At 51.8% G+C, this 20,279-nt stretch carries 20 protein-coding genes; 12 read left to right on the top strand and 8 right to left on the bottom strand.

Features of this window, described 5'->3' with window-relative positions:
• Positions 1-74 precede the first annotated feature (74 nt).
• Genes ACR9FF_RS01370 through ACR9FF_RS01360 form a run of 3 tightly spaced genes read left to right on the top strand, consistent with a single transcriptional unit; the run spans position 75 to position 2,763 of the window.
• Positions 75-1,571: a sensor histidine kinase gene (locus ACR9FF_RS01370; protein WP_435168366.1), complete on the top strand. Its 1,497-nt coding sequence runs from the start codon at positions 75-77 to the stop codon at positions 1,569-1,571.
• Positions 1,568-2,266: a response regulator transcription factor gene (locus ACR9FF_RS01365; protein ID WP_127497290.1), complete on the top strand. Its 699-nt coding sequence runs from the start codon at positions 1,568-1,570 to the stop codon at positions 2,264-2,266. Before ACR9FF_RS01370 ends, ACR9FF_RS01365 begins: the two co-directional genes overlap by 4 nt.
• A gap of 17 nt (positions 2,267-2,283) precedes the next feature.
• Positions 2,284-2,763 (top strand): hypothetical protein, encoded by a 480-nt coding sequence (locus ACR9FF_RS01360; protein WP_435168364.1) that lies wholly within the window; start codon positions 2,284-2,286, stop codon positions 2,761-2,763.
• Between the two features lie 26 nt (positions 2,764-2,789).
• On the opposite strand, the gene ACR9FF_RS01355 is transcribed toward ACR9FF_RS01360, so the two are convergent.
• Positions 2,790-3,302, bottom strand: coding sequence for a GNAT family N-acetyltransferase (locus ACR9FF_RS01355; RefSeq protein ID WP_127497294.1), 513 nt, complete (start codon positions 3,300-3,302; stop codon positions 2,790-2,792).
• 135 nt (positions 3,303-3,437) lie between these two features.
• Between ACR9FF_RS01355 and ACR9FF_RS01350 the strand changes: the two genes are divergently transcribed.
• Positions 3,438-4,292: a LysR family transcriptional regulator gene (locus ACR9FF_RS01350; RefSeq protein ID WP_435168361.1), complete on the top strand. Its 855-nt coding sequence runs from the start codon at positions 3,438-3,440 to the stop codon at positions 4,290-4,292.
• A 75-nt stretch (positions 4,293-4,367) separates the two neighbouring features.
• Positions 4,368-4,880 carry a DUF302 domain-containing protein gene (locus ACR9FF_RS01345; RefSeq protein WP_127497298.1) on the top strand — a complete coding sequence of 171 codons (513 nt, stop codon included), beginning with the start codon at positions 4,368-4,370 and terminating at the stop codon, positions 4,878-4,880.
• A gap of 58 nt (positions 4,881-4,938) precedes the next feature.
• On the opposite strand, the gene ACR9FF_RS01340 is transcribed toward ACR9FF_RS01345, so the two are convergent.
• Positions 4,939-5,292, bottom strand: a complete 354-nt coding sequence (locus ACR9FF_RS01340; RefSeq protein ID WP_435168359.1) for a DoxX family protein — start codon at positions 5,290-5,292, stop codon at positions 4,939-4,941.
• Positions 5,293-5,427: 135 nt separating this feature from the next.
• On the opposite strand from ACR9FF_RS01340, the gene ACR9FF_RS01335 reads away from it, so the two are divergent.
• Complete coding sequence (locus ACR9FF_RS01335) at positions 5,428-5,793, top strand: winged helix-turn-helix transcriptional regulator (RefSeq protein WP_435168357.1); 366 nt, start codon at positions 5,428-5,430, stop codon at positions 5,791-5,793.
• Positions 5,794-5,839: 46 nt separating this feature from the next.
• Here ACR9FF_RS01335 and ACR9FF_RS01330 read toward each other — a convergent pair whose 3' ends face one another.
• Complete coding sequence (locus ACR9FF_RS01330; RefSeq protein WP_127497304.1) at positions 5,840-6,478, bottom strand: NAD(P)H-dependent oxidoreductase; 639 nt, start codon at positions 6,476-6,478, stop codon at positions 5,840-5,842.
• A 138-nt stretch (positions 6,479-6,616) separates the two neighbouring features.
• Between ACR9FF_RS01330 and ACR9FF_RS01325 the strand changes: the two genes are divergently transcribed.
• Positions 6,617-6,976, top strand: a complete 360-nt coding sequence (locus ACR9FF_RS01325; RefSeq protein ID WP_127497306.1) for a winged helix-turn-helix transcriptional regulator — start codon at positions 6,617-6,619, stop codon at positions 6,974-6,976.
• Positions 6,977-7,049: 73 nt separating this feature from the next.
• Here ACR9FF_RS01325 and ACR9FF_RS01320 read toward each other — a convergent pair whose 3' ends face one another.
• The gene (locus ACR9FF_RS01320) at positions 7,050-8,300 is read right to left on the bottom strand and encodes an MFS transporter (protein ID WP_435168354.1); all 1,251 of its coding nucleotides are present in this window, start codon (positions 8,298-8,300) and stop codon (positions 7,050-7,052) included.
• Positions 8,301-8,433: 133 nt separating this feature from the next.
• Here ACR9FF_RS01320 and ACR9FF_RS01315 point away from each other — a divergent pair, with 133 nt between their 5' ends.
• The gene (locus ACR9FF_RS01315) at positions 8,434-9,318 is read left to right on the top strand and encodes a LysR family transcriptional regulator (protein ID WP_435168352.1); all 885 of its coding nucleotides are present in this window, start codon (positions 8,434-8,436) and stop codon (positions 9,316-9,318) included.
• Between the two features lie 766 nt (positions 9,319-10,084).
• Positions 10,085-10,945 (top strand): chemotaxis protein, encoded by an 861-nt coding sequence (locus ACR9FF_RS01310; protein WP_435168350.1) that lies wholly within the window; start codon positions 10,085-10,087, stop codon positions 10,943-10,945.
• A gap of 34 nt (positions 10,946-10,979) precedes the next feature.
• On the opposite strand, the gene ACR9FF_RS01305 is transcribed toward ACR9FF_RS01310, so the two are convergent.
• The 3 genes from ACR9FF_RS01305 to ACR9FF_RS01295 form a co-directional block, all read right to left on the bottom strand.
• Positions 10,980-12,734, bottom strand: a complete 1,755-nt coding sequence (locus ACR9FF_RS01305) for a methyl-accepting chemotaxis protein (protein ID WP_435168348.1) — start codon at positions 12,732-12,734, stop codon at positions 10,980-10,982.
• A 157-nt stretch (positions 12,735-12,891) separates the two neighbouring features.
• The gene (locus ACR9FF_RS01300; RefSeq protein WP_435168346.1) at positions 12,892-14,049 is read right to left on the bottom strand and encodes a YecA family protein; all 1,158 of its coding nucleotides are present in this window, start codon (positions 14,047-14,049) and stop codon (positions 12,892-12,894) included.
• Between the two features lie 147 nt (positions 14,050-14,196).
• On the bottom strand, positions 14,197-16,974 hold the full coding sequence (locus ACR9FF_RS01295; RefSeq protein ID WP_435168344.1) for a glycoside hydrolase family 3 C-terminal domain-containing protein: 2,778 nt from the start codon (positions 16,972-16,974) through the stop codon (positions 14,197-14,199).
• A gap of 224 nt (positions 16,975-17,198) precedes the next feature.
• Between ACR9FF_RS01295 and ACR9FF_RS01290 the strand changes: the two genes are divergently transcribed.
• Together ACR9FF_RS01290 and ACR9FF_RS01285 are read left to right on the top strand one after the other, a co-directional pair.
• Positions 17,199-17,828 (top strand): YfbR-like 5'-deoxynucleotidase, encoded by a 630-nt coding sequence (locus ACR9FF_RS01290; RefSeq protein ID WP_127498314.1) that lies wholly within the window; start codon positions 17,199-17,201, stop codon positions 17,826-17,828.
• A gap of 180 nt (positions 17,829-18,008) precedes the next feature.
• Positions 18,009-18,287: a DUF2277 domain-containing protein gene (locus tag ACR9FF_RS01285; protein WP_127498316.1), complete on the top strand. Its 279-nt coding sequence runs from the start codon at positions 18,009-18,011 to the stop codon at positions 18,285-18,287.
• 147 nt (positions 18,288-18,434) lie between these two features.
• On the opposite strand, the gene ACR9FF_RS01280 is transcribed toward ACR9FF_RS01285, so the two are convergent.
• Positions 18,435-18,797 (bottom strand): DUF423 domain-containing protein, encoded by a 363-nt coding sequence (locus tag ACR9FF_RS01280; RefSeq protein ID WP_435168338.1) that lies wholly within the window; start codon positions 18,795-18,797, stop codon positions 18,435-18,437.
• A gap of 187 nt (positions 18,798-18,984) precedes the next feature.
• Here ACR9FF_RS01280 and ACR9FF_RS01275 point away from each other — a divergent pair, with 187 nt between their 5' ends.
• Positions 18,985-20,223 (top strand): MFS transporter, encoded by a 1,239-nt coding sequence (locus ACR9FF_RS01275; protein ID WP_435168336.1) that lies wholly within the window; start codon positions 18,985-18,987, stop codon positions 20,221-20,223.
• The last annotated feature ends 56 nt before the right edge of the window (positions 20,224-20,279 follow it).

Raw genomic sequence — 20,279 nt, 5'->3', positions numbered from 1 at the left:
ACTTTTTTCAGGTTTATTTTATAGAAAATTTGAACGGGCAGGCTACAATGATAGAGAAATGAGGTGCATGAGTGATGTCCATCCGGAAAAAACTGATTTTCTCCTATGCGGCCATGATCGCCGTGCCTATCCTATTGTTCGGACTGACGATCGCGCTGCTGGGGAATCTACTCATAAAAGACGCCCTTCCGGGAACCGGAGGCGGCGAAGGCGGCAAAGCCGGGCATTCGTTCCCGCTCAGCTCCATTCGCGATCTCTTTACGGGACGCAACGAGTTGAGCTCCGGCCTAAAGTTCATCGCCGAGCATGATCCCAAGCTGCTGTCCGATCAGGCATTCCTGACGGACACGGGATCGAAGCTAGAGGAAGTAGAAGCCGGGATGATCGTCATCCGGAATGACGAAGTAGCGTATGCCTCGCCCGGATTGCCCACGGATAAGATTCTGGCTAACCTGTCCGACGGGCGCATGAAAGCGGAGCAGCCCGGTCCGCCAAGCGGCGACCAGTGGGAAACGATCCCTTTCTTAAGCCCCGACGGCAGCAGCGGCAAGCTGGTCATCGTCTCCGATATGAAGCCGGTCGCGGACTTCTTCAAGCGGCTCGTACCGCTTGTACTGCTTACCCTGCTCGGAGCGCTTATCGTCACCAATGGCCTGCTTACCTATCTTGTCTCTCGCAGCATCATTAAGCCGCTGTATGCCTTGAAGGAAGCAGCCGGCCAGATCCGGGAAGGCGATCTGAACCATCCCGTTCGGCTGCGGAGGCAGGATGAGATCGGGCAGCTTGGGGCGGCTTTCGAAGAAATGCGCGTTCGCCTGCAGGCCTCCCTGGGAGCACAGCTTGAGCTGGAGCAAGGCCGGAAGGAGCTGCTGGCGAACATCTCCCATGATCTGAAGACGCCGATAACCGCGATTCAGGGCTGCACGGATTGCCTGCGGGACGGCATTGCCGATACGGAAGAGAAGCGGCAGAAGTACGTGCAAATGATCGCAGGCAAAACGACCGAGATGAACCGGATGATTGAGGAGCTGCAGCTGTATTCGACTCTGGATACGGGCAAGCTGCCTTTCCATTGGGATACGGTTGATTTAACGGCCTATATGATTCAGTACGTTAACGAATTGCAGCTGGATCCCCGCTTCAGCGGGACCGAGGTTACCTTCACCCCAAGCGCGGGCACGCGGCAGTTCCTTATCCAAGCAGACCGGCAAAAGCTCCACCGCGCGCTTATGAATCTGGCCGACAACAGCCTCCAATATATGAACGGCGAGACGAAAAGGCTGCAATTCTCGCTTGATGAAGAGCCCGGCGGTATCTGTCTCCTGCAAATACGGGATAACGGCGAAGGCATTCCGGCCGATGCTCTGCCCCGCGTATTCGACCGGTTCTTCCGGGCGCAGTCCTCGCGGAGCCCGGGCAAAGGCAACAGCGGACTTGGCCTCGCCATTGTGAAGCAAATTATAGAAGCGCACGGCGGAACCACAACGGCTGTCAGCCAGCCGGGTGAAGGAACATCGATACAGCTCCGGTTCCCTGCAGCGAAGAAGCCGGAGAATGGAGGTATACAATGAAACGGATTTTGATTATCGAAGATGATCCGGTTATTGCCGAGGTGCAGAAGGATTATCTGCTCGCCCACGGCTTTGAGGTCGATATGGCCGAACGCGGCGATTCGGGCCTGGAGATGGCACTTCAAGGCGGGTATGATCTCATCCTGCTGGATCTGATGCTGCCGTCCATGGACGGTTACGAGGTATGCCGCCGGATTCGCGAAGCAAGCAACGTTCCTATCCTAATCGTGTCGGCTAAGAAGGAAGAGATCGATAAGATCCGCGGCTTTGGCCTTGGAGCGGATGATTATATCCTGAAGCCGTTTGGCCTTGGCGAGCTGGTAGCCCGGGTGAAGGCCCATCTGTCGCGCTATGAACGGCTGGTTGGGCAGGGTCAGAACGGTCAGCACCGGGATGAGCTGCGGCTGAACGGCATCCGGATCGAGAAGCAGTCCCGCCGGGTGTTCGTGAACGAGCGCGAGGTGTCTTTTACCGCCAAGGAATATGATTTGCTCCTCTATCTCGTCACCCACCCGAACCGTGTCTTCCGGAAAGAGGATCTGTTCGAGCAGATTTGGGGGATGGATGCGATCGGCAGCGATCACGCAACGGTTACCGTGCACATCAGCAAGCTGCGGGAGAAGATTGAACGCGATCCGTCAAAGCCTCAATATGTCGAGACGATCTGGGGAGTCGGTTATCGGTTTAATATTTAAGGGAGGGAATGGAACGCTTGAAAAAAATCACCTTGCAGCAGCGGCGAATCTTACTCCTGCTTCATATTCTTTTTGCGGCGATTATGTTTGGCGTGCAGGTTGCGTTTATTATTCTGGCTTTAACCGCATCCGTTACGGATGACGCCGCCATGCTGAGATCCTGCTATACCATTATGCATCTGCTGGCCGATTCCAGCGTACGCGCCTCTACGATTGGCACTGCGTTAACGGGCATTGCGCTGTCGGTACTGACCTCTTGGGGACTGTTCCGGTACTATTGGGTGATCGCCAAAGAGGTGCTTACCCTGCTTGCAATCGGTATCGGCTTTATCGGTTTATACGAATGGACCTTGCGGGGGCTGGACGACAATGGAAGCTTGACCGTTCACCATACCTGGCTTATGATCGGCATTGCATTACAGACCATATCGATTATCATCATGTATATTCTGTCCGTGTGGAAGCCGGGCGGCAAACGGAAAACCCCGGCCTTGTAAGGCTCGGGGTTTCGTTTTATCCACCGTCAGCGGCCGATATTCTTGTAATAAATCATCGTGGCATCCAGGCTCCCGTCAGCCGATCTCGCGAAATCCGGAATACGGCCCGCCAGCTGATAACCCAAAGACAGGTACAGCAGATTGGAAGGATCCCCTTCTCTCGTGTCCAGTACAAGCAGCGACCGATTCTCCTCAAGCGCCGCCTCCTCCGCCGCAAGCATCAGCTTCCGGGCAATTCCTCTGCGGCGGTATTCCGGATGGGTCATCAGCTTCGCAATCTCCGCGCGGTGAGAGCCGTTCGCTTTGCCGCATAACTGCAGCTGTACCGTGGCTGCAAGATGTCCGCCAACTTTGGCAGCAAACAGCATCACCTCCGGATCCAATACGCTCTTCCAATATTCTATCGCCTCCTCTTGGCTGAGCGGCGGCAGGAACCCGACGGATGCACCGTCCTCCACAACTTGAACCAGCAAGTCCGCCAGCTTCTCAAGCGAAGTCTCTAACGACGTTAAACGTTCAATAACGATATCTTTGCTCATGCTGTTCTCTCCCTCCATCTTTCTTCAAGGCTTGCCTATACCCTCATCATAATGGCATGATTATCATTTGTATAACGAATAATATAGGTTGCTGTGATTCATATTTTCGATAATGAAAGGGCGTTAATCATTCCTATGGATTCTTCCCAGCTCGAAGCGTTTATCGCAATCGCTCATCTCCTTAATTTTACGAAGGCGGCTGAGCATCTTCACATCTCCCAATCGGCCATAACCGCAAGGATCAAGGCATTGGAAGCGGCGGTCGGCAAGGAGCTGTTCCAGCGGGATAACCGGAATGTGAGCCTGACTCAAGGAGGCATCGCCTTCTACCCTTACGCAGAAAGAATGCTCCGGCTGTTCGCGGAAAGCAAGCTGACGCTGTCCGACACGTTCGAGCATTCCGTTGTGATGAGCGGTCCCGGTTCGGTCTGGCACTACCGGTACCTGTCCCGGATTCTCGCCTTCAAGAGCGACAATCCGCAGGTTGCCGTGAAGTTCTTCAGCCATATCGACCCCAGCTATATGGTCCGCGACCTGCTCCTTGATGGTATGGTGCATCTCGCGATCCGGTTTGATCCGCCCGAGCATCCCAAGGTAACCCGTCAGCTGCTGTTCGAGGATGAGCTCCTGCTCGTGTCCAAGCAGCCAAAAGCCGGGGTTATGCAACAAGAGGATTTCCGGTCCCCGGATTATTGTCACCTTGCGTGGGGTGCTCCTTTTCCGGAGTGGTTCGCCGAGCTTGCGGGCACGGGTTATGTCCCAGCCTTGGAGATCGATCATTCCTCCATTATGCTGACCATTCTGCTGCAAGGGGATCGATTCGGCTTCCTGCCCCGCTCCATTGCGCAGCCCTATCTCGATTCGCAGGCTTTGTTTGAGCTGTCTTGTACGGTCAAGGCGCCGTCAATTCGGGCATATGCCACCTATTTAACCGACCAGCGGCAGAGCAGCAGCGTTATGCTTGCCCTCCGAATGCTTGGCCTGTCGTAATTTTTCTGTCATATGCTTCCTCTTCTTCTCATACAATTTGCTGACTGCTTATCCCGGCAAAAAGGAGGATCGCGGATGAGACACGGAGAGCCAATAACAGCTGGTTATGCGATGATCGTAAGAGACGATATTCCAACAGGACTTTCTTATGAAGCGCTTGTCGCCGCATTTGAGCGGCAGATGGGAAGATGGGATCCGTACATCGGGAACCTGCTAGTCCAGCAGCAGGCTTCCTGGCAACAGGTAGAATCAGCTGTTAAACAGATGGAAGGCCCGCATGGACTGATGATTTTCTCTGAGGTGAATCAGGGAGAGATCCTGTCGCTTCAGGGGGGCATCAAGCAAAGCCGTCTTTATCTGGTTGGCAATCCGCTTATCGCGGAGCCTATTCTTACTATTGACCGAAGAGCCAGCCTGTACGTTCCGTTCCGCGTCACCTTGTACGATAATGGCAGCCCGCGCGGGGCAATCATCTCGTTCGACCGGCCATCCTCGTTCCTCGGCGCGCTCCATCAGCCGGCTCTTGCGCCATACGGCAAGCTGCTGGATGCGAAGATCTACAGCGTTGTGCGAGCCATTATGATGTAGCGAAAAATAGAAGGAGGGTACTGCCCTTGCAGTACCCTCCTTCTTTTATCCGGCCCGTTTAGAACCGGCCAATTGCCACAAACAAAGCCAAGGCAAGCATAATAACGTTCATGCCGATGCTGCTGTATTCCGAGCGTCTGGCATGGAATACGGCGGCAAACAGCATAATGACCGCGATTCCGATTGCCGCGATTGGCGTCAGTACCGGCGCGATATCGGTTGCCCACGGAAGAATTAATCCCAATCCGCCGAGCAGCTCGGACAAGCCGATAAAAGCAACATAGCCCGTAGAAGCATCCTTTGCCCAAGGCATCGTGCTTTTTACTTTATTAGGCTGGAAGGTTTTCATGACACCTGCCGGAATAAACATTAAAGCTAACAATGCTTGCGCGATCCACAATGCAATATTCATAAGATAGGTCCTCCTTGATAACGTGTTGTTTATAGCGATATAATAAACCCAAGGGTCAAGGCGCGGAAGTAGGCACATCAAATAAACCTAGTATCCAAAAAGAAACCTTAAGCCCCGCTTGGGATTGGAGGAATTATGGCAGACGAGAACTGCAGCCGGGTGGAGACCGCATTAGAAATTTTAGTCGGCAAATGGAAGCCTGTTATTTTATATCAGCTGTTTACCAACGGCACAATGCGCTTTAGCGAGCTCCAACGGGCGCTGCCGGACATTACGAAAAAGATGCTGACCTCTCAGCTCAGAGAATTGGAATACCATGACATCGTGCACCGGAAAATCTATATGCAGATCCCCCCAAAGGTCGAATACTCAATCACCGAATACGGGATGAAAATGACCCCTCTCCTGGAAGCGATTAATGCTTGGGGAACCATGCATATCCAGCATCTGAACGAGCTGTACAGTGAGGATCACAAGCTCGAGGACGCCGAAACGAAATAAAAAACCCCCACCTAAGTGGGGATTTTTTATTAGGATATCAAATCTATTAGAAGCGTTTGGCGAGCTCTTTCGCATGCGCGATTGCTTTTTCTTTGATCGCGGGTGCTTGCTCCTGGGATTGCAAGGCCGTTCCTTCGACAAAAATGGCTTCCATGGATTCAATTCCATAGAACTGTAAAATCTTATTCAGGTAGCTGTAGCCCATTTCAAGCGGAGCTAAAGGACCCTCCGAATATACGGAACCGCTAGCTTGAATGTGTAACGCTTTTTTACCGGTTAACAAGCCTTCGGGACCACTCGAGGTATATCTGAAAGTCTTGCCCGGAATCGAAGTCGCATCCGTGTATGCCTTCAATACCGGCGGGACCGTGAAATTCCACATCGGGGACACGTAGACGTACTTATCGGCAGCCACGAACTGATCAACAACCTCCTCAAGACGGGCTGTCTTTGTTTTCTCACCATCCGTCAGCTGATCGAAAGATGAACCCGACCGAAGCTTTTCCCAGCCTCTCAAAACATCAGCATCAAATTGCGGAACATGTTCTTTATACAAATCCAAATGAATAACTTCATCCGTTGGATTTGCTTGACGATACGCTTCAATAAATTCCTTGCCTACCGCGAGGCTAAAGGATTGCTCTGGATCAAGGGGATGTGCGGTAATGTACAATACGGTTGCCATAATTCGATACTTCCCTTCTGTTATGAAATGAAATTCATTTGCTAGGTAGATAATAATATATATACTCACTTATTTTAAGTAGGCACAATAATGTGGTATAGTATTAAAAAAGGTACTGTAAACGAAGGAGGCGAACGTATGCAAAAGAATACCGTCCAATGTCAATTCGTTACGGCGCTGGATTCGATCGTAGGCAAATGGAAGCCGATTATCCTTTATCATTTGCTTCAAGGCGAACCTTTGCGGTTCAATGAGCTACGGAGATTGCTGCCCGATATCACGCAAAGGATGCTTACGCTCCATCTGCGCGAATTGGAAGAGGAAGAGATCGTCAAGCGAGTCATTTATCCGCAAATCCCGCCGAAGGTGGAATACTCCATCACGGAATACGGCAAAAGCCTGTCTCCGATTTTGGAATCCCTGCATCAGTGGGGAAAAGCCCATATGGAGCGGAATCTGCTTAAACAAGCGAAAAATGAACAAAAGGAAACGGACTAGCGCTCTCATTACGCCAGTCCGTTTCCTTTTGCATCGGGCCTGTGATGGCCTCTTTTTTTGTCTATCCCCTGCCTTACGCAACATTTGCTTGCTGCGCGCGAACAGCTTTTTTTGCCCGAGGGCGATGATGCAGGATATAATAGCCGCCGGCGCAGATCACCGCGACAATACCTGCCACCAGGTACATCATCCGGTAATCCGTCAGGGATGCGATCATCCCCATGAAATACGAGCCTAGCCCGTAGCCAAGGTCGAACATGAGGAAAAACGTACCGTTGGCGCTGCCCCGCCGATGCTCCGGCGACAGCTTGATCGCAAGGGTCTGGAAGCACGGAAGCAAGGCGCCATAGCCGATCCCCATATTAACGCCGGCGAACAATACCATAGCCGCGGAATGCGCTTGGCTCAGCAGGAACATGCCCACCGCAAACAGGCCAATGCCCGGATAATACAAATAATGCTCCTTGTAACGGTCGAACACTTTGCCGATAACCGGCCGGAAAACGACGATCATCACGGCAAACACCATAAAGAAGGTGCCGGTCACCTGCGACTGGTGAATCTCATCGGTAAACGAGGCCATAAAGCTGGATAAAGAGCTATAGGCAAACGAAAGAATAAAGCCAACAAGCGAGATCGGCAGTGCCGCCGGTTCCAGGAAGCTGCTCAAGCGCCAGCCTTTTTTTGCCGGCTGCTCCTGGGCAATTGGATCGGCGGTTGCAGCAGCGGCTTGAACGGCCGCTGTCTTCCGGCCTTTTTCGCCCGGCATTTTCAGCACAAAGGCAAAGCCAAGGGACAATGCCGCAATGATACATATCGCAAGCAGCAGCACGTTAATATTCTGGTCCTTCCACAGGAACAACCCCAACGCCGGACCCACGACCATCGCGATACTCATAAACATCGTATAATAGCCCATTCCTTCACCCTGCCGGGACACGGGAACGATCGTTGCCGCAACCGTGCTCATCGCCGTTGAAGCAACCGCGTAGCTCATGCCGTGAATGAAGCGGACAATAAGGAACAGAATAATGCCTTTCGTTCCGAAATAACTGAGGCAGGCGAGCAGGAAAATAATCATCCCGATAATCGCCATTTTACGTTTGCCGAAGCGGTCGACCCATTGGCCGGAGAATGGCCGGATCAGTACGCCGCCAATGACGTAAATCGTAATGACAAGACCCATCTGCTGCTGGCCGCCGTGCAGGTTATCCCGGACATACAGCGGAAACGCCGTCGTCAGAACGTAAAAGGTCAGGAACATGAAAAAACTGCTCACGCAAATAGTAACGAAGTTTCTCGTCCAGATTTTCTCTTTTAGCAAGGTCAACGCTCTCCAATCCCTGTTTGAAACTTTCTATATATGCTGAACCATTATAAAATCTCAAATTTATAAAGTATAATACTTATTTTATAATGAAATCATCACATGAAAGTTATAAGGGAGAGTGATCCGCTTGGAGTTTCTCCAGTTGAAATATTTTCAAGCCGTTGCCCGGCATGAGCATATTACGAAAGCCGCGAAGGAGCTGAACGTCTCCCAGCCGTCGCTCAGCAACTCCATCAACCGACTGGAAAAACGGCTTGGCGTGCCTCTTTTCGAACGGCAAGGCAGGCACGTGAAGCTGAATGCTTTCGGCAAGACTTATCTCAACCGCGTTGAACGGGCCTTTCTCGAGCTTGAAGAAGGCGAACGCGAAATTACGGATATGGCGGGTCTTGAGCATGGTACCGTGTCCATCTCCGTTACGCTGCCTTATGTGCTGCCCATGATGCTGAAGGAATTTCTGACGCAGCATCCGCATGTCCGGATTATCCAGCGGCAGCTTGGTTCCATTTCGGAGATGCAAAGCGAGCTCGAGAATGCCGACATCGATTTCTGCATTTCGACCACCCAAATGAACGGACCTGATATTGAGTGGCTTACCCTTGCGGAAGAGGAGCTTTGCCTGACAGTACCGAAGGGGCATCCTTTCGCATCGCGGGAGAGCATCTCCTTGATTGAAGCGGCGAACGAGCCGTTTATCTCGCTCTCCTCCCGCTCCAACTTCCGTGAAATTACGGACAGCTTCTGCCGGAAAGCCGGCTTCGAGCCGCGGATCGCCTTCGAGCTTGAAGAGGTCAGCTCCATTCAGACGCTTGTCGAGATGGGTCTTGGCATCACCTTTACCCTTCCGCTGTCGCTGGGCAACCGGGCGTCGAGCCCGGGCACCGTACAGCTCAAGATCTCGGATCCGGTCTGCCGCCGTACCTTCGGCATCGCCTGGAACCGGAAGCATTACCTTTCCCAAGCAGCCGTCCGTTTCCGCGAGTTCGTGATCAGCTTCTTCGGGAAAATGTAAGCTGGTTCAGGTTACGCCGCTTGTACTAAATTCAAATGAAATATGAAATAAGACCCTGTAAGTCCTCTATCTAGCTGTCTGCAGGCTTTTCTGAGTTGGATAAGACCCTCGCAGGGTCTTATCGTTTGGTAACCCCGCCGAATTCACTCCCTTTACAACGGTTCACTTGGAATAAGACCCTGCGGATCCTCTACCCAGCTATCTGTTGGCTTTTTTGAGTTGGATAAGACCCTGGCAGGGTCTTATCGTTTGAAGTGGTATGGTTAAGATCCCTTAGGGACCTTATCCTCCTATCTAGCCAGCTATTTCACTAGGTTAAGGTCCCCCAAGGACCTTAACCTAGCTACCAGCGGCACCACGCCGGAGCGTACGTTTGAATCTCTCCAGTAATATTGGGCTATTCCGCTGCCACGTAGCTTCTATGCTAGATTCATTCCAGCGTAATCATCCAAAAGCGAGGTTACTAGGCGATATAAGCGAATTTTACTGTACGGAATCCACTGTAGACGAGGCAGCGATACGTTTTACCCACGCTACGTTGGATGAAATCCAGCGTAGCGTGGAATGACCATTCGGCATAGGACATTGTCCGTTCCATTGCAGTCCGCCGCAGTCCAATTCCCTCTCTCTTCAACAATCTCAACTCCCTTTAGCAGCCCGCAGGACGGCATCATCTTCCCTTATCTAGCAGGGCTCCTGCTTTAACGAAAGCGAATGTATGCGAATACATTAATGTATGATCTACGCATAGGAAGGGGTTGTCCCCGTGAAAATTGCCGTTGCTGTCATACATGGGATCGGACAGAGCAGGGAGAATTTCCATGCCGAGCTGGCCAACAATCTGTGTGCCCAGATGGCTATTGTGAATCCGAGCGTAAAGCTGTATGTGGAAGGCATCTATTGGGGAGATATCGTGAACCGGCTGGAGGAAAGATTATGGAGCCGTATTCGGAGCAAGCCGCTGCGCTGGGCCAAATGGATGCGGTTAAGACCCTTCTTCGTTAACCAGCTGGGTGAAGCCATTGCCTATCAGGCTGTCCCCCGCGACAATGATCCTTCACCCGATGATTATATTTATGACGAGATTCACCGGCGTTTTGCCGTATGTCTGCAGCGCCTGTCCGATCTCGCGGGACAAGATGCTCCGCTCTGCATTATCTCTCACAGCCTGGGGTCTATCATATCGAGCAACTTTTTCCACGACTTGCAAAATAACAAACTGACACCCAAAGTCTCGGAGGTTATCGGAGCAAGCGAGTCCAGGCTGGTGCAGGGCGAGACTTTGACTCACTTCTATACGCTTGGCAGCCCGCTTGCGGTATGGGCCTTGCGCTTTAAGGACTTTGGCGTGCCGATTGCGGTTCCCGCCCCACCGCTTCAAGGACTTGGGATTGGCGAGTGGGTCAACTTCTACGACACCGATGATGTCATCGCCTATCCTATCAAGCCATTAAACGAACGCTATAAAAAAGTGGTCACCGCGGATATCGAGGTAGAGTGCCCGGGTCTGCTAAGCTGGACGCCTTTATCCCACCGCAAATACTTTCAGACGCAAGCCGTCATCGACCGCATTGTTCATTCTCTGAGCACTCTGCAGGTGTATTACGAAGAAGAAGCCCTGCCATGAGAGGCAGGGCTTCTTTCCTTTACATAACACATAACTAGAGCTTAAACTTGCCTACCGCCGCTTCCAAGCCTGCGCTGCGGCTCTTCAACTGTTCGGTTGTGTCGGCAATCCGCTTGGCTGCTTCCAATTGATGCTTCGACATTTGCTCCAGGGTGGCCGAGCTGTCTGCGGTTGTGCGGGAAATCTGAGCGATCTGCTCAACCGAAGCCGCTACTTCCTCGGAGCCTGCCAGCACCTCTTCAGCCGCTGCCGAGATCTCCTGAATCTGACTGTTTACATGAATAAACTGATCCATCGTCCGGTCAAACAACGCTTCTACTTGGCCCGACAGCTCCGTGCCCTTTACCATCTCGACACTGCCCGCCTGCATTCTCGCGCCGATGTGAACGGACTCCTGTCCAATCTGTTCGAGTAAAGATGTTACCTGAGATGCCGAGATAGCCGACGCTTCGGCCAGCTTGCGCACTTCTCCGGCTACAATGGCGAAGCCCGAACCATGCTCCCCTGCGCGGGCTGCCTCTATGGAAGCGTTCAGCGCAAGCAGCTTCGTCTGGTCCGAGATGCTCGTAATCGACTGAAGCACCGGCTCAATCTGCTGCATATAGGTTTGCAGCAATTCTACTGAATCTGCCGTCTGCTTGGCTACCGAGGCCATCAGCTCGACCTGTTGCCGCAACCCGTGAATGGATTCCCTTCCGTACTCGGCCGATTCCAGCGCTTCATGCGATACGCTTGATACCTGCATGGAAGCCTCGGATACGCGCTGGATCGCCTGCGTAATATCCTCCATCGAGCTGGCGCTTTCTTCCGCTCCAATCCGTTGATGACGCGCGCCATCGGCCATCGTCGTTACTGAATGCTCGAGCTTTTCGTTCATCGCTACCATCTGAGCTGCTTCGGTGCCGAACTGCTCCGTGGAATGCACAATGCTTTGAGTAGTCAAAGCCATATCGCGGACGACATCCTCAAGCGTAACACCAAGCCGCGCGATCATCTGCGTCATGGCCGAATAGACTTGTCCAATCTCGTCCTTCGACTTCACTTTCGTTACCTGAAGCTGCTGCCTTGCCTCCGCCAGATTGCCGTGAGCAATCGCCTCGGCTCCTTTTACGATAACCCCAAGCGGTCTAAGCGTACGTGCCAGGAAGAAGGCAATAAACAGGAACACGAGTAGAGTGAGCACTCCCATAATAATAAAAAGCGGCACGCTGTCCCCGATAACGTCTTTATAGATCGTTTTCGATACCGATACGTCGGTATCGATGCCAAGCACGCCGATCATCTTACCGCCCGCATCGCGCAAAGGTGCGTACGAGGAAATATAATCTCCGTACTCCTCATTGCGGATGATGCCGGATTTGGCCGTTTCCCCGTTATTCAGCTTCCCGATAGCGTCCGATGGAATATCCGTTACCTCGCCAATCGGTGAAGCGGAGTCCGAATCCTTCGGCTGCCCATCGATTAGCAGAATCGGTTCACCCTTATCGTTAATCTGCACCGTATAGACGTACATCGCCCCAATACGTTCCCGGTACTCATTCATCTGCTCCCGGATCGACCAGTACAGATCATTCTCCTTCTGGTCCTTCAAAAAATCCGCATAAGCGCTTACATCAAACTGCCCGGCATAAGCCTCCGCCATATGAATATTGAAATTGCCGATCGCTTCCTCGCTTGCCTTTTTCGTATTCTGAACCTGAATGTAGATCAAGGCAGATGATAGAAGAACGAGAATCGCCAATATCATCACTGCTAACTTCAGTATCAACCGGCTCCGAAACATATACATGCTGTCTTTACCCCTTCGACTAGTTATTCCAATTACCATCCTACAAATTTCCCTATTTTTCCTTAGCTTTCGACATAACCCTGGCATTTTCCTCCATTAGGCAAAAACAAAAACACCTTCAACCGTGAAGGTTAAAGGTGTTCTCGCCAGTGCTATACTAAGCGCCGCAGCATTTCTTGTATTTTTTCCCGCTTCCGCATGGACAAGGCTCATTCCGGCCAACCTTGGCCGATCCGGCACGCTGCTGCATCGGCACGACGTTGTTTACAGGAGCCACTCCCGCGCCGGACGAATCCAGTTCGTTAGGCTTGAAGCCGCCATTCGACCACATCCGGGTATTGTTGTATACGTTGATAACCAGATGAACAACCATCTCCAGCTGCTCTCTTGACGGAATCTCGATTCCCCTGGCTTCGAAGCCCATCATGATCTCTTCAAGCGGCTTTGCCATGGAGCAGTCAAATTGAATTTCTGAGATAAGATCCTCGACAACGTCTGTTTCCGGGCACAAATATTGAAGAACATACTTCTCGAGTCCGGCCAATTGAGGCGTTACCTCATAGTAGCCATAGTCCGCATAGCGGAGAAACTCTTGTTTGTCCGGGATATAGTAAGGCTTGCCGGCAACGCTCGCCAGCAGTTCTTCCAGCTCCTCCTCATTGTCCTCGTCATAATAGTCCGCAAGCAGTCTGTTATCCGCCACATGCCAGCTCTGCTCCCGTCGGGTCAGCAATTGGCTGATGCGTTCAAACTCTGCCTCATTCAGCTGATCCTCGTTCTGTGCATTGTAGATCTCGATCAATTGATCAAACGAGCAAACGCCATATAAATTTGTGGCCGCAAGAATATAGTCGAATACCTGCTGGCAGCGCTCGCGCTCCTTCAGCAGGGCCGGATTCACAACCTTCGCGTATGTCTCCTTCACTTCTTCGGGCAGTACGTAATACAGCTTGTCCTCCTCGTAGAACGAGTAGACAAGTCCTGCGTTCATCAGAAATATATAAGCTCCGGGAACCACAGTATCATCTTGCAGCGATGGAACAACCAGAAGCTTCTGCAGCAGCTCCCACTCCTGGGAGGTAGCCATGAGGAGCGCCATGCTCAATTCTTCCGAAGTCATGATCGATGCTTGAACCGCATCCGCAAGCTCTTGCTTCTTCAGCTTGGAGCGTCCTTTAATCTCGTAATTTCCGGCCAGCAGATTCAGCTTGTCCTTTGTCAGAAGCTGCAAAATCTCCGCAAGCCTGGTCTTAACCTCGCCTTTAATCGCATACTGGATGTTCATCTGCTGCAATTCTTTTATTAATTCATCCAAAACGTTACACCATTCCTTTAATTGTATGATTTCAGAAAACAATCCAAAAATTTCGCTGCCTCTACCATACACGGACAGCGGAATAATATCAAATGAGGCTATAAAAAGGGGATGCCCAAAGGCATCCCACTCGCATACGCAGGGTCGTTATTCCTGTACGAACTCTATCCAGTCAATTTGCATACCCGGCTTCACGAAATCCAGCTTAAGCTCATACAAGCCTGCCGGAAGCTCCACCTTCACCAGCTTCTGGCGGATCCAGGCGCTTTCCGTGCCGTTCGTCTGAACGGTGGTCATCAGCTTGCCGTTGATCAACACGTTGCATACGCTTTGCGCCCATGCGAACTCGGTCGACATCAAATGGACCGTAATCCGGTATACGCCGCTTTGTTCGACCTTCATCACAGCCGGCTCTCCCGCCGTAAACGCCACCTGGGCACGGTCGGTCAGCGACTGCGCTTGCGGCGCGGACAGCTCCGCGTCCGGCTCAAACCGCTCTGCCTTCTCTTCCGTCACCAGCTCTCTCCCGAATACCGGCGCTTTCATAATAAAATCGCAAATGTTCATGGCGCTGCGCTGCAGCTCGCCGCGGGTTAACGTTCCGTTCTCCAGCGATTCCAGCGTATTGTCTCCCCATACATTGGATTCCGCGCCGTAGTTAGACACCACCATGTACAGATCGTTCTGGGAACGAACCATCCAGTTCGTGAACTTTCGGTCAGCCTGGCCGCCCTCTGTGACATCATTCATAACCGCCCACCAGTCGGTCATAACGATCCCTTTAAAGCCCCATTCGCCGCGAAGAATCGTTGTGTTCAAATCATAGTTCGATGCCGCCCAATGGCCGTTAATCGGATTGTAGGAGGTCATGATCGAATTGGCTCCGCCCTCTTTGACCGCAATCTCGAACCCTTTCAGGTAAATCTCGCGAAGCGCGCGCTCCGATACAACCGCGTTCACGCGGTGACGGTATTGCTCCTGATTGTTGCAGGCAAAATGCTTCAGCGTCGCATTCGAGCCGCCCTTCATAATACCGCGCGTGCAAGCTGCCGCAAAAGCCCCGGATACCAGCGGGTCCTCAGAGAAATATTCGAAGTTGCGGCCGTTGAGCGGGCTGCGGCGGATATTAAGGCCAGGTCCAAGGAGGGCATCAATATCGTTGCTGAGCAGCTCCCGTCCTTCCAGCACATACAGCTCCTCCACAAGATCCGTATTCCAAGTCGCTGCAAGCAGGGTACCGATGGCAACCTGCGTAGCTTTATGGCCGCTGTCCATACGGATACCCGATGGACCGTCCGCCGTACAGGCAACCGGAATGCCGAAGCCAAGCAGATTTTCGCTCACCCCGCCAAAAGCCGACGCCGTACCCGACGTCACCTTCGGGCTGGACATTCCTTCACCCCGGACAATAGCAGCCAGATCTTCATCGTTCAGCTGTGCGATGAAGGACTCCATGCTTGCTTTACCGCTCGCTACATCCTGCAGCTTGTAGCCTTGATCGCCCGTTTGCGCGAGGCTGGCCGGCAGGTTGTTCTCGATTCGCTCCGCTAGCGAAATCTTGCGAACCGGCACTACCGCGGAAGTCAGCTCGTACGTGCCGTCTTCCTTGCGGGCGCCCGGCTTCAATCGCGAGAAGCTGACCGTTGGAGCCATTGCTTCCGCAAGCTGCTCAACCACTCGAAGGGCTTCTACGATATAACCTTCTTGCCCGTCTACGGCTGCCGCCGAGACATTCCGGACGCTATTTCCTGCATAAATGCGGTACGTCCCCGCTTCCAGCACGTATGCGGAAGGATGACCCGTCACGCCTGCATCATCGTAAGAGGCCATCGCATCAACCGGGAAACTTAACGTAAGCCGCTGCGATTCGCCAGGTTGAAGCTCCTTGGTCTTGGCGAATGCCGCCAGTGCTTTTGCAGGCTTGCCCAGCTGGCCTTGCGGCGCTTCGTAGTAGACCTGCACCGTTTCTTTACCCGAGTAGACCGAACCGGTATTGGTCACCGTAACGCCAAGCTCGATATATTCCTTTCCGTCTTTGACCGCAAGCTTTGCCTGCTCCGTCACGCTGGCGAAGGTTGCGTAAGACAAGCCATAACCAAATTCGAACTGAACCTTCTCCGGCGCAAACGTCTCGAAGTAGCGGTAGCCGACATAAATATCTTCCTCGTACAAGTTGTTGAGCTCATTGCCATAGTTGCGGGTCGACGGATAATCTTCAATCGAATAAGCAATGGTATCCGTTAATTTGCCGCTAGGCGTTACGTCTCCAACCAGAACGTCGGCAATCGCGTTGCCGCCCTCCATGCCGCCTTGCCATGCGTAGATAACGGATGGAATCGATTTCATTTCCTCTCTGTTTAACCAGCTCATATCGATAATATTGGATACGTTCAGCACAACGGCCGTTTGCTCGAACTGCGCCGTAACGGCTTGCAGCATAGCGATCTCTTCATCCGTCAGCAGATAGCTGCCCGGCTTTGCCGCATTGTCCTGATCCTCGCCTGCCGTGCGTCCAATAACAACAATCGCCTTGTCCGATTGGGTTCTAGCCTGCGATACAAGCTCTGCCGATAGCGGCATTTCCTTCTGATGCCAAGGCTCCGCCGCCCAGCCGCCTCCGCCGTTATCGAAAGGATTTTGCTCAATCCATTTCTCATAAACGGCTGCCAGCTCTTCGTTAACCTTAACGTTCTTCTTGCTTCGCATGCCGTCCAGCAGATTTGTCGTATGGGTTACGTTTACGCTGCCGCCCGACCCGGTCCCGCTGCGGTAGTAATTCACTTGCGTCCGGCCAAAGATTGCAACGCTTTCCCCGCTTCGAACCGGGAGCACTTGTCCGTCGTTCTTAAGCAAAACGGCGCCTTCCGCCGCAACCTTCCTGCTGAACGCCGCAAAACCTTCTAATGGAATGCCATGTGTATTCATAATGTTATCTCCTAATCAGTTTCTACATGCACTAACTATTATCATAACAAATTCTATATCGTGAAAACATAATAAACATTCAACTTTTTTCCTATATTAATTGTACAAATGCAATTTAAACATTAATTCCCAAATATCGTTAACGGTCCAATAACAATTGGGATATATACTGGAGCCATGCAGCAGAATATAAACTACCTTATTCCAAGAAAGGAATTCAGCTTATGGGAATTCATACGTACTTTCACTCGTTAACCGACCTCGAGAGGATTATTCGCTGCCCGGGGAAATTTAAATTTCAGGCGCATAGCGTGGCCGAGCATTCCTGGAAGGTCGTTCAATACGCGAAGACTTTGGCGGATATTGAAGAAATGAACGGAGTCGCCGTGGATTGGAAGAAGCTCTATGAAATTACGAGCAGCCATGACTATGGCGAAATTTTCATCGGTGACATTAAGACCCCCGTTAAGCATTACTCCATGGAGCTGCGCTCCATGCTGCTGCAGGTGGAGGAAGGCATGGTCGCGCATTTTATCGACGATCATATTCCGGAGGAGTTCAAACCAACTTTTCGCAGACAGCTGCGCGAAGGGAAGGACCAGTCCGTGGAGGGCCAGATCCTCGAAGTGGCGGATAAGCTGGATCAGATCTACGAAGCTTTTATCGAGCTGCAGCTGGGCAACACGGAAAAAGAATTTATCGTCATGTATCGGTCAGCCCTGATCAAAATCAAAGAAATCAAGCTCCATTGCGTCGATTACTTCCTCACGCATATTCTCCCCGACCTTGTCGCGCAAGGCGTGAAATCCCCGATAGATATCGAACGGATTACGAAAGAGGCTTTAGCCGAGTAATCTCCTCTCTCTTTATCCAAACGCACAAAAGCCAGCCTCTTGCGGCTGGCTTTTTATATTTTGTTCCAACATCCTTCATGGCCGGCGTGATGAACATGGGGCGGCTAGAACCCGGCTGGCCCGGCCGCAGTCGATATAGTATCATAAAGGCAACGTTGGACAACCGAAAGGAGAAGCTTTATGTGCCGAAATATTAAGACGCTGTATAATTTCGATCCACCGGCATCCGATGAGGAAATTCAGGCGGCAGCGCTCCAGTTCGTCCGCAAATTATCCGGATTCAACACGCCGTCTAAGGCGAATGAGGAAGTGTTCCATCTAGCGATTGAGGAGGTCGCAGAGGCGGCGCGCAAGCTGCTCGGCTCGCTGGTCACGAATGCCGAGCCGCGCAACCGCGAGGTCGAAATCGAACGCGCGCGGATTCGAAACGCGAAGCGCTTTGGCAACGGTTCCGAGTAAATGCGTTTGAAGGGACAGCAGCAGCCATGTTCCCGAGAAGCTTAGGCTGCCTCTTCTGCACCGGTAAGAACGAGATAGCTTCAACGAGGAAGCCGGAGGCAGAATGCGAGAAGCCAAAGTGTCGAATACAGGAGGCTGTCCCATTTTTTACAGCACGCCAATCGCAATGAGCACCCAGCCTACAATAAAGGACAAGCCGCCAAGCGGCGTAACCGGACCAAGCAGACGCACTCTTTTTAGGCTGAGCACGTACAGGCTTCCCGAGAACAATACAATCCCCACCGCCAAGAGCCAGCCTCCCGTTACGATGATGCCTGCATCCGGATAACGGTCCGTCAAGAGGCCAACGCCGATTAATCCCAATGCGTGGATAATGTGGTACTGCACACCCGTCTCATACACCTTGAGCTTATCAGGTTCGATCTTGCTCTTCAGCGCATGTGCGCCAAACGCACCAATCGCAACTGCGACAGCCATCAGAATACTTCCCAGTACAACAAACGTCTGCATCCCTTTTCCCTCTTCTCAATTATCTACTATAATGCTTACGAAGTACGAATAATCACATATAGATCAAACAGGACTATATGTGATTATTCATTTTAGCATACCATGATCCACTATAATTTCCGATTGCTTTATAGCTGCCGTGGTAGTAATGTAGGTGGTTGGAATAGCACCAGGAGGCACTTACATCATGAAATTCATTCAATCCACCACCGCAGAGTGGAACGGCTGGTCCCGCAACATCCGTCTCTTCTTCCTGTCGAACATGTTATATCAATTCGGAACGGGGCTTTTCTCGGTATTATACAACTTATATATCCATGAGCTTGGCTATCCAGATGCCATGAGCGGAACCGTAGTCAGCATGCAGTCTCTTGCGACGGCTTTATGTTTTATCCCGATTGGCTTATTTGGTGATCGCGGCAGCCGCAAGAGATTACTCGTCATTGGCGCCTTATGCAGCGGGATCGTACTCGTTGGACGCTCTTTTTTCGAATCAGAGAGCAGCCTCCTGATCACCGCAGTCCTAACTGGCTTATTTGCTACCATCTTTCAAGTACTTGCGATTCCCTTCCTTGCCGCCAATGTGGCTAAGACACACAGGCTGCGCATATTCAGCATCTACTCTGCCTTTGTCCTTGCTGCCCAAGTGGCTGGAAGCCTTGGCGGAGGTGTTATCTCCGATGTATTGCAAGCAGCAGGATTAAGTGAAAGGCTTTCGTTCAAGCTTGTTTTGTTTGCGGGCAGTATAGCAACAATAGCAGCCTTCCTGCCCTTGCAGGCTATGAAGGAAACGAAGCAGCCTGAGAAACCTGCCGAAGCGGCGATCAACCAATCTACTCCGACAAAAGGGGAATTTAGCTTTATCGCAGTGTTTGCGGCTGTGGAACTGCTAATCGGAATTGGTTCCGGACTTGTCATTCCTTACTTAAATTTGTATTTTACGAATCGGTTCTCAACTTCGCTAAGCGGGATGAGCTTCCTGCTGGCGCTTGGACAAGTCATGACCATCTTCTCCATGCTGATTGGTCCAAAGCTGGTTAACCGGGTCGGACAGGTGAAAGCAATCGTGATTTTCCAGACCTTATCACTTCCGTTCCTGCTGATTACCGGCTTCACCAATATGCTTATTGTAGCTTCAATCAGCTTCTTATTCCGGCAGGCCCTAATGAACGCGGCTAATCCGCTCCTATCCGCTACGCTTATGGACCGGGTCTCCGCCAAGAAACAAAGCTTAGCCAATTCCTGTATGCAGACCGCCTTCATGATAGGATGGGCCACGATGGGTCCTCTCCACTCCCATCTCATTACGGCTAATGGCTACTACTGGGGATATGCCATTACGTTTAGCATCACTGGGTTTTTGTATGTAACGGCTTCAATGCTGTTCTTCCTATTGTTTCGGGAGAAAAAGAAGGTTCGAGTATAAGAAGGCGAAAATATCACTTTAAAAAAGAAGCCTTCCCCCCGCGGTAATGAGGAGGA

This window comes from Paenibacillus glycanilyticus (assembly GCF_051200795.1).
Taxonomy (GTDB): domain Bacteria; phylum Bacillota; class Bacilli; order Paenibacillales; family Paenibacillaceae; genus Pristimantibacillus; species Pristimantibacillus glycanilyticus.
Note: the sequence above shows the minus strand (reverse complement) of the source record. Positions and strands in the feature narration are given on the sequence as shown.

Coding starts and splice junctions, on each gene's coding strand:
- ACR9FF_RS01370 (WP_435168366.1), top strand. CDS start 75: ATGTCCATCCGGAAAAAACTGATTTTCTCCTATGCGGCCATGATCGCC.
- ACR9FF_RS01365 (WP_127497290.1), top strand. CDS start 1,568: ATGAAACGGATTTTGATTATCGAAGATGATCCGGTTATTGCCGAGGTG.
- ACR9FF_RS01355 (WP_127497294.1), bottom strand. CDS start 3,302: ATGAGCAAAGATATCGTTATTGAACGTTTAACGTCGTTAGAGACTTCG.
- ACR9FF_RS01350 (WP_435168361.1), top strand. CDS start 3,438: ATGGATTCTTCCCAGCTCGAAGCGTTTATCGCAATCGCTCATCTCCTT.
- ACR9FF_RS01345 (WP_127497298.1), top strand. CDS start 4,368: ATGAGACACGGAGAGCCAATAACAGCTGGTTATGCGATGATCGTAAGA.
- ACR9FF_RS01340 (WP_435168359.1), bottom strand. CDS start 5,292: ATGAATATTGCATTGTGGATCGCGCAAGCATTGTTAGCTTTAATGTTT.
- ACR9FF_RS01335 (WP_435168357.1), top strand. CDS start 5,428: ATGGCAGACGAGAACTGCAGCCGGGTGGAGACCGCATTAGAAATTTTA.
- ACR9FF_RS01330 (WP_127497304.1), bottom strand. CDS start 6,478: ATGGCAACCGTATTGTACATTACCGCACATCCCCTTGATCCAGAGCAA.
- ACR9FF_RS01325 (WP_127497306.1), top strand. CDS start 6,617: ATGCAAAAGAATACCGTCCAATGTCAATTCGTTACGGCGCTGGATTCG.
- ACR9FF_RS01305 (WP_435168348.1), bottom strand. CDS start 12,734: ATGTATATGTTTCGGAGCCGGTTGATACTGAAGTTAGCAGTGATGATA.
- ACR9FF_RS01295 (WP_435168344.1), bottom strand. CDS start 16,974: ATGAATACACATGGCATTCCATTAGAAGGTTTTGCGGCGTTCAGCAGG.
- ACR9FF_RS01290 (WP_127498314.1), top strand. CDS start 17,199: ATGGGAATTCATACGTACTTTCACTCGTTAACCGACCTCGAGAGGATT.
- ACR9FF_RS01285 (WP_127498316.1), top strand. CDS start 18,009: ATGTGCCGAAATATTAAGACGCTGTATAATTTCGATCCACCGGCATCC.
- ACR9FF_RS01280 (WP_435168338.1), bottom strand. CDS start 18,797: ATGCAGACGTTTGTTGTACTGGGAAGTATTCTGATGGCTGTCGCAGTT.
- ACR9FF_RS01275 (WP_435168336.1), top strand. CDS start 18,985: ATGAAATTCATTCAATCCACCACCGCAGAGTGGAACGGCTGGTCCCGC.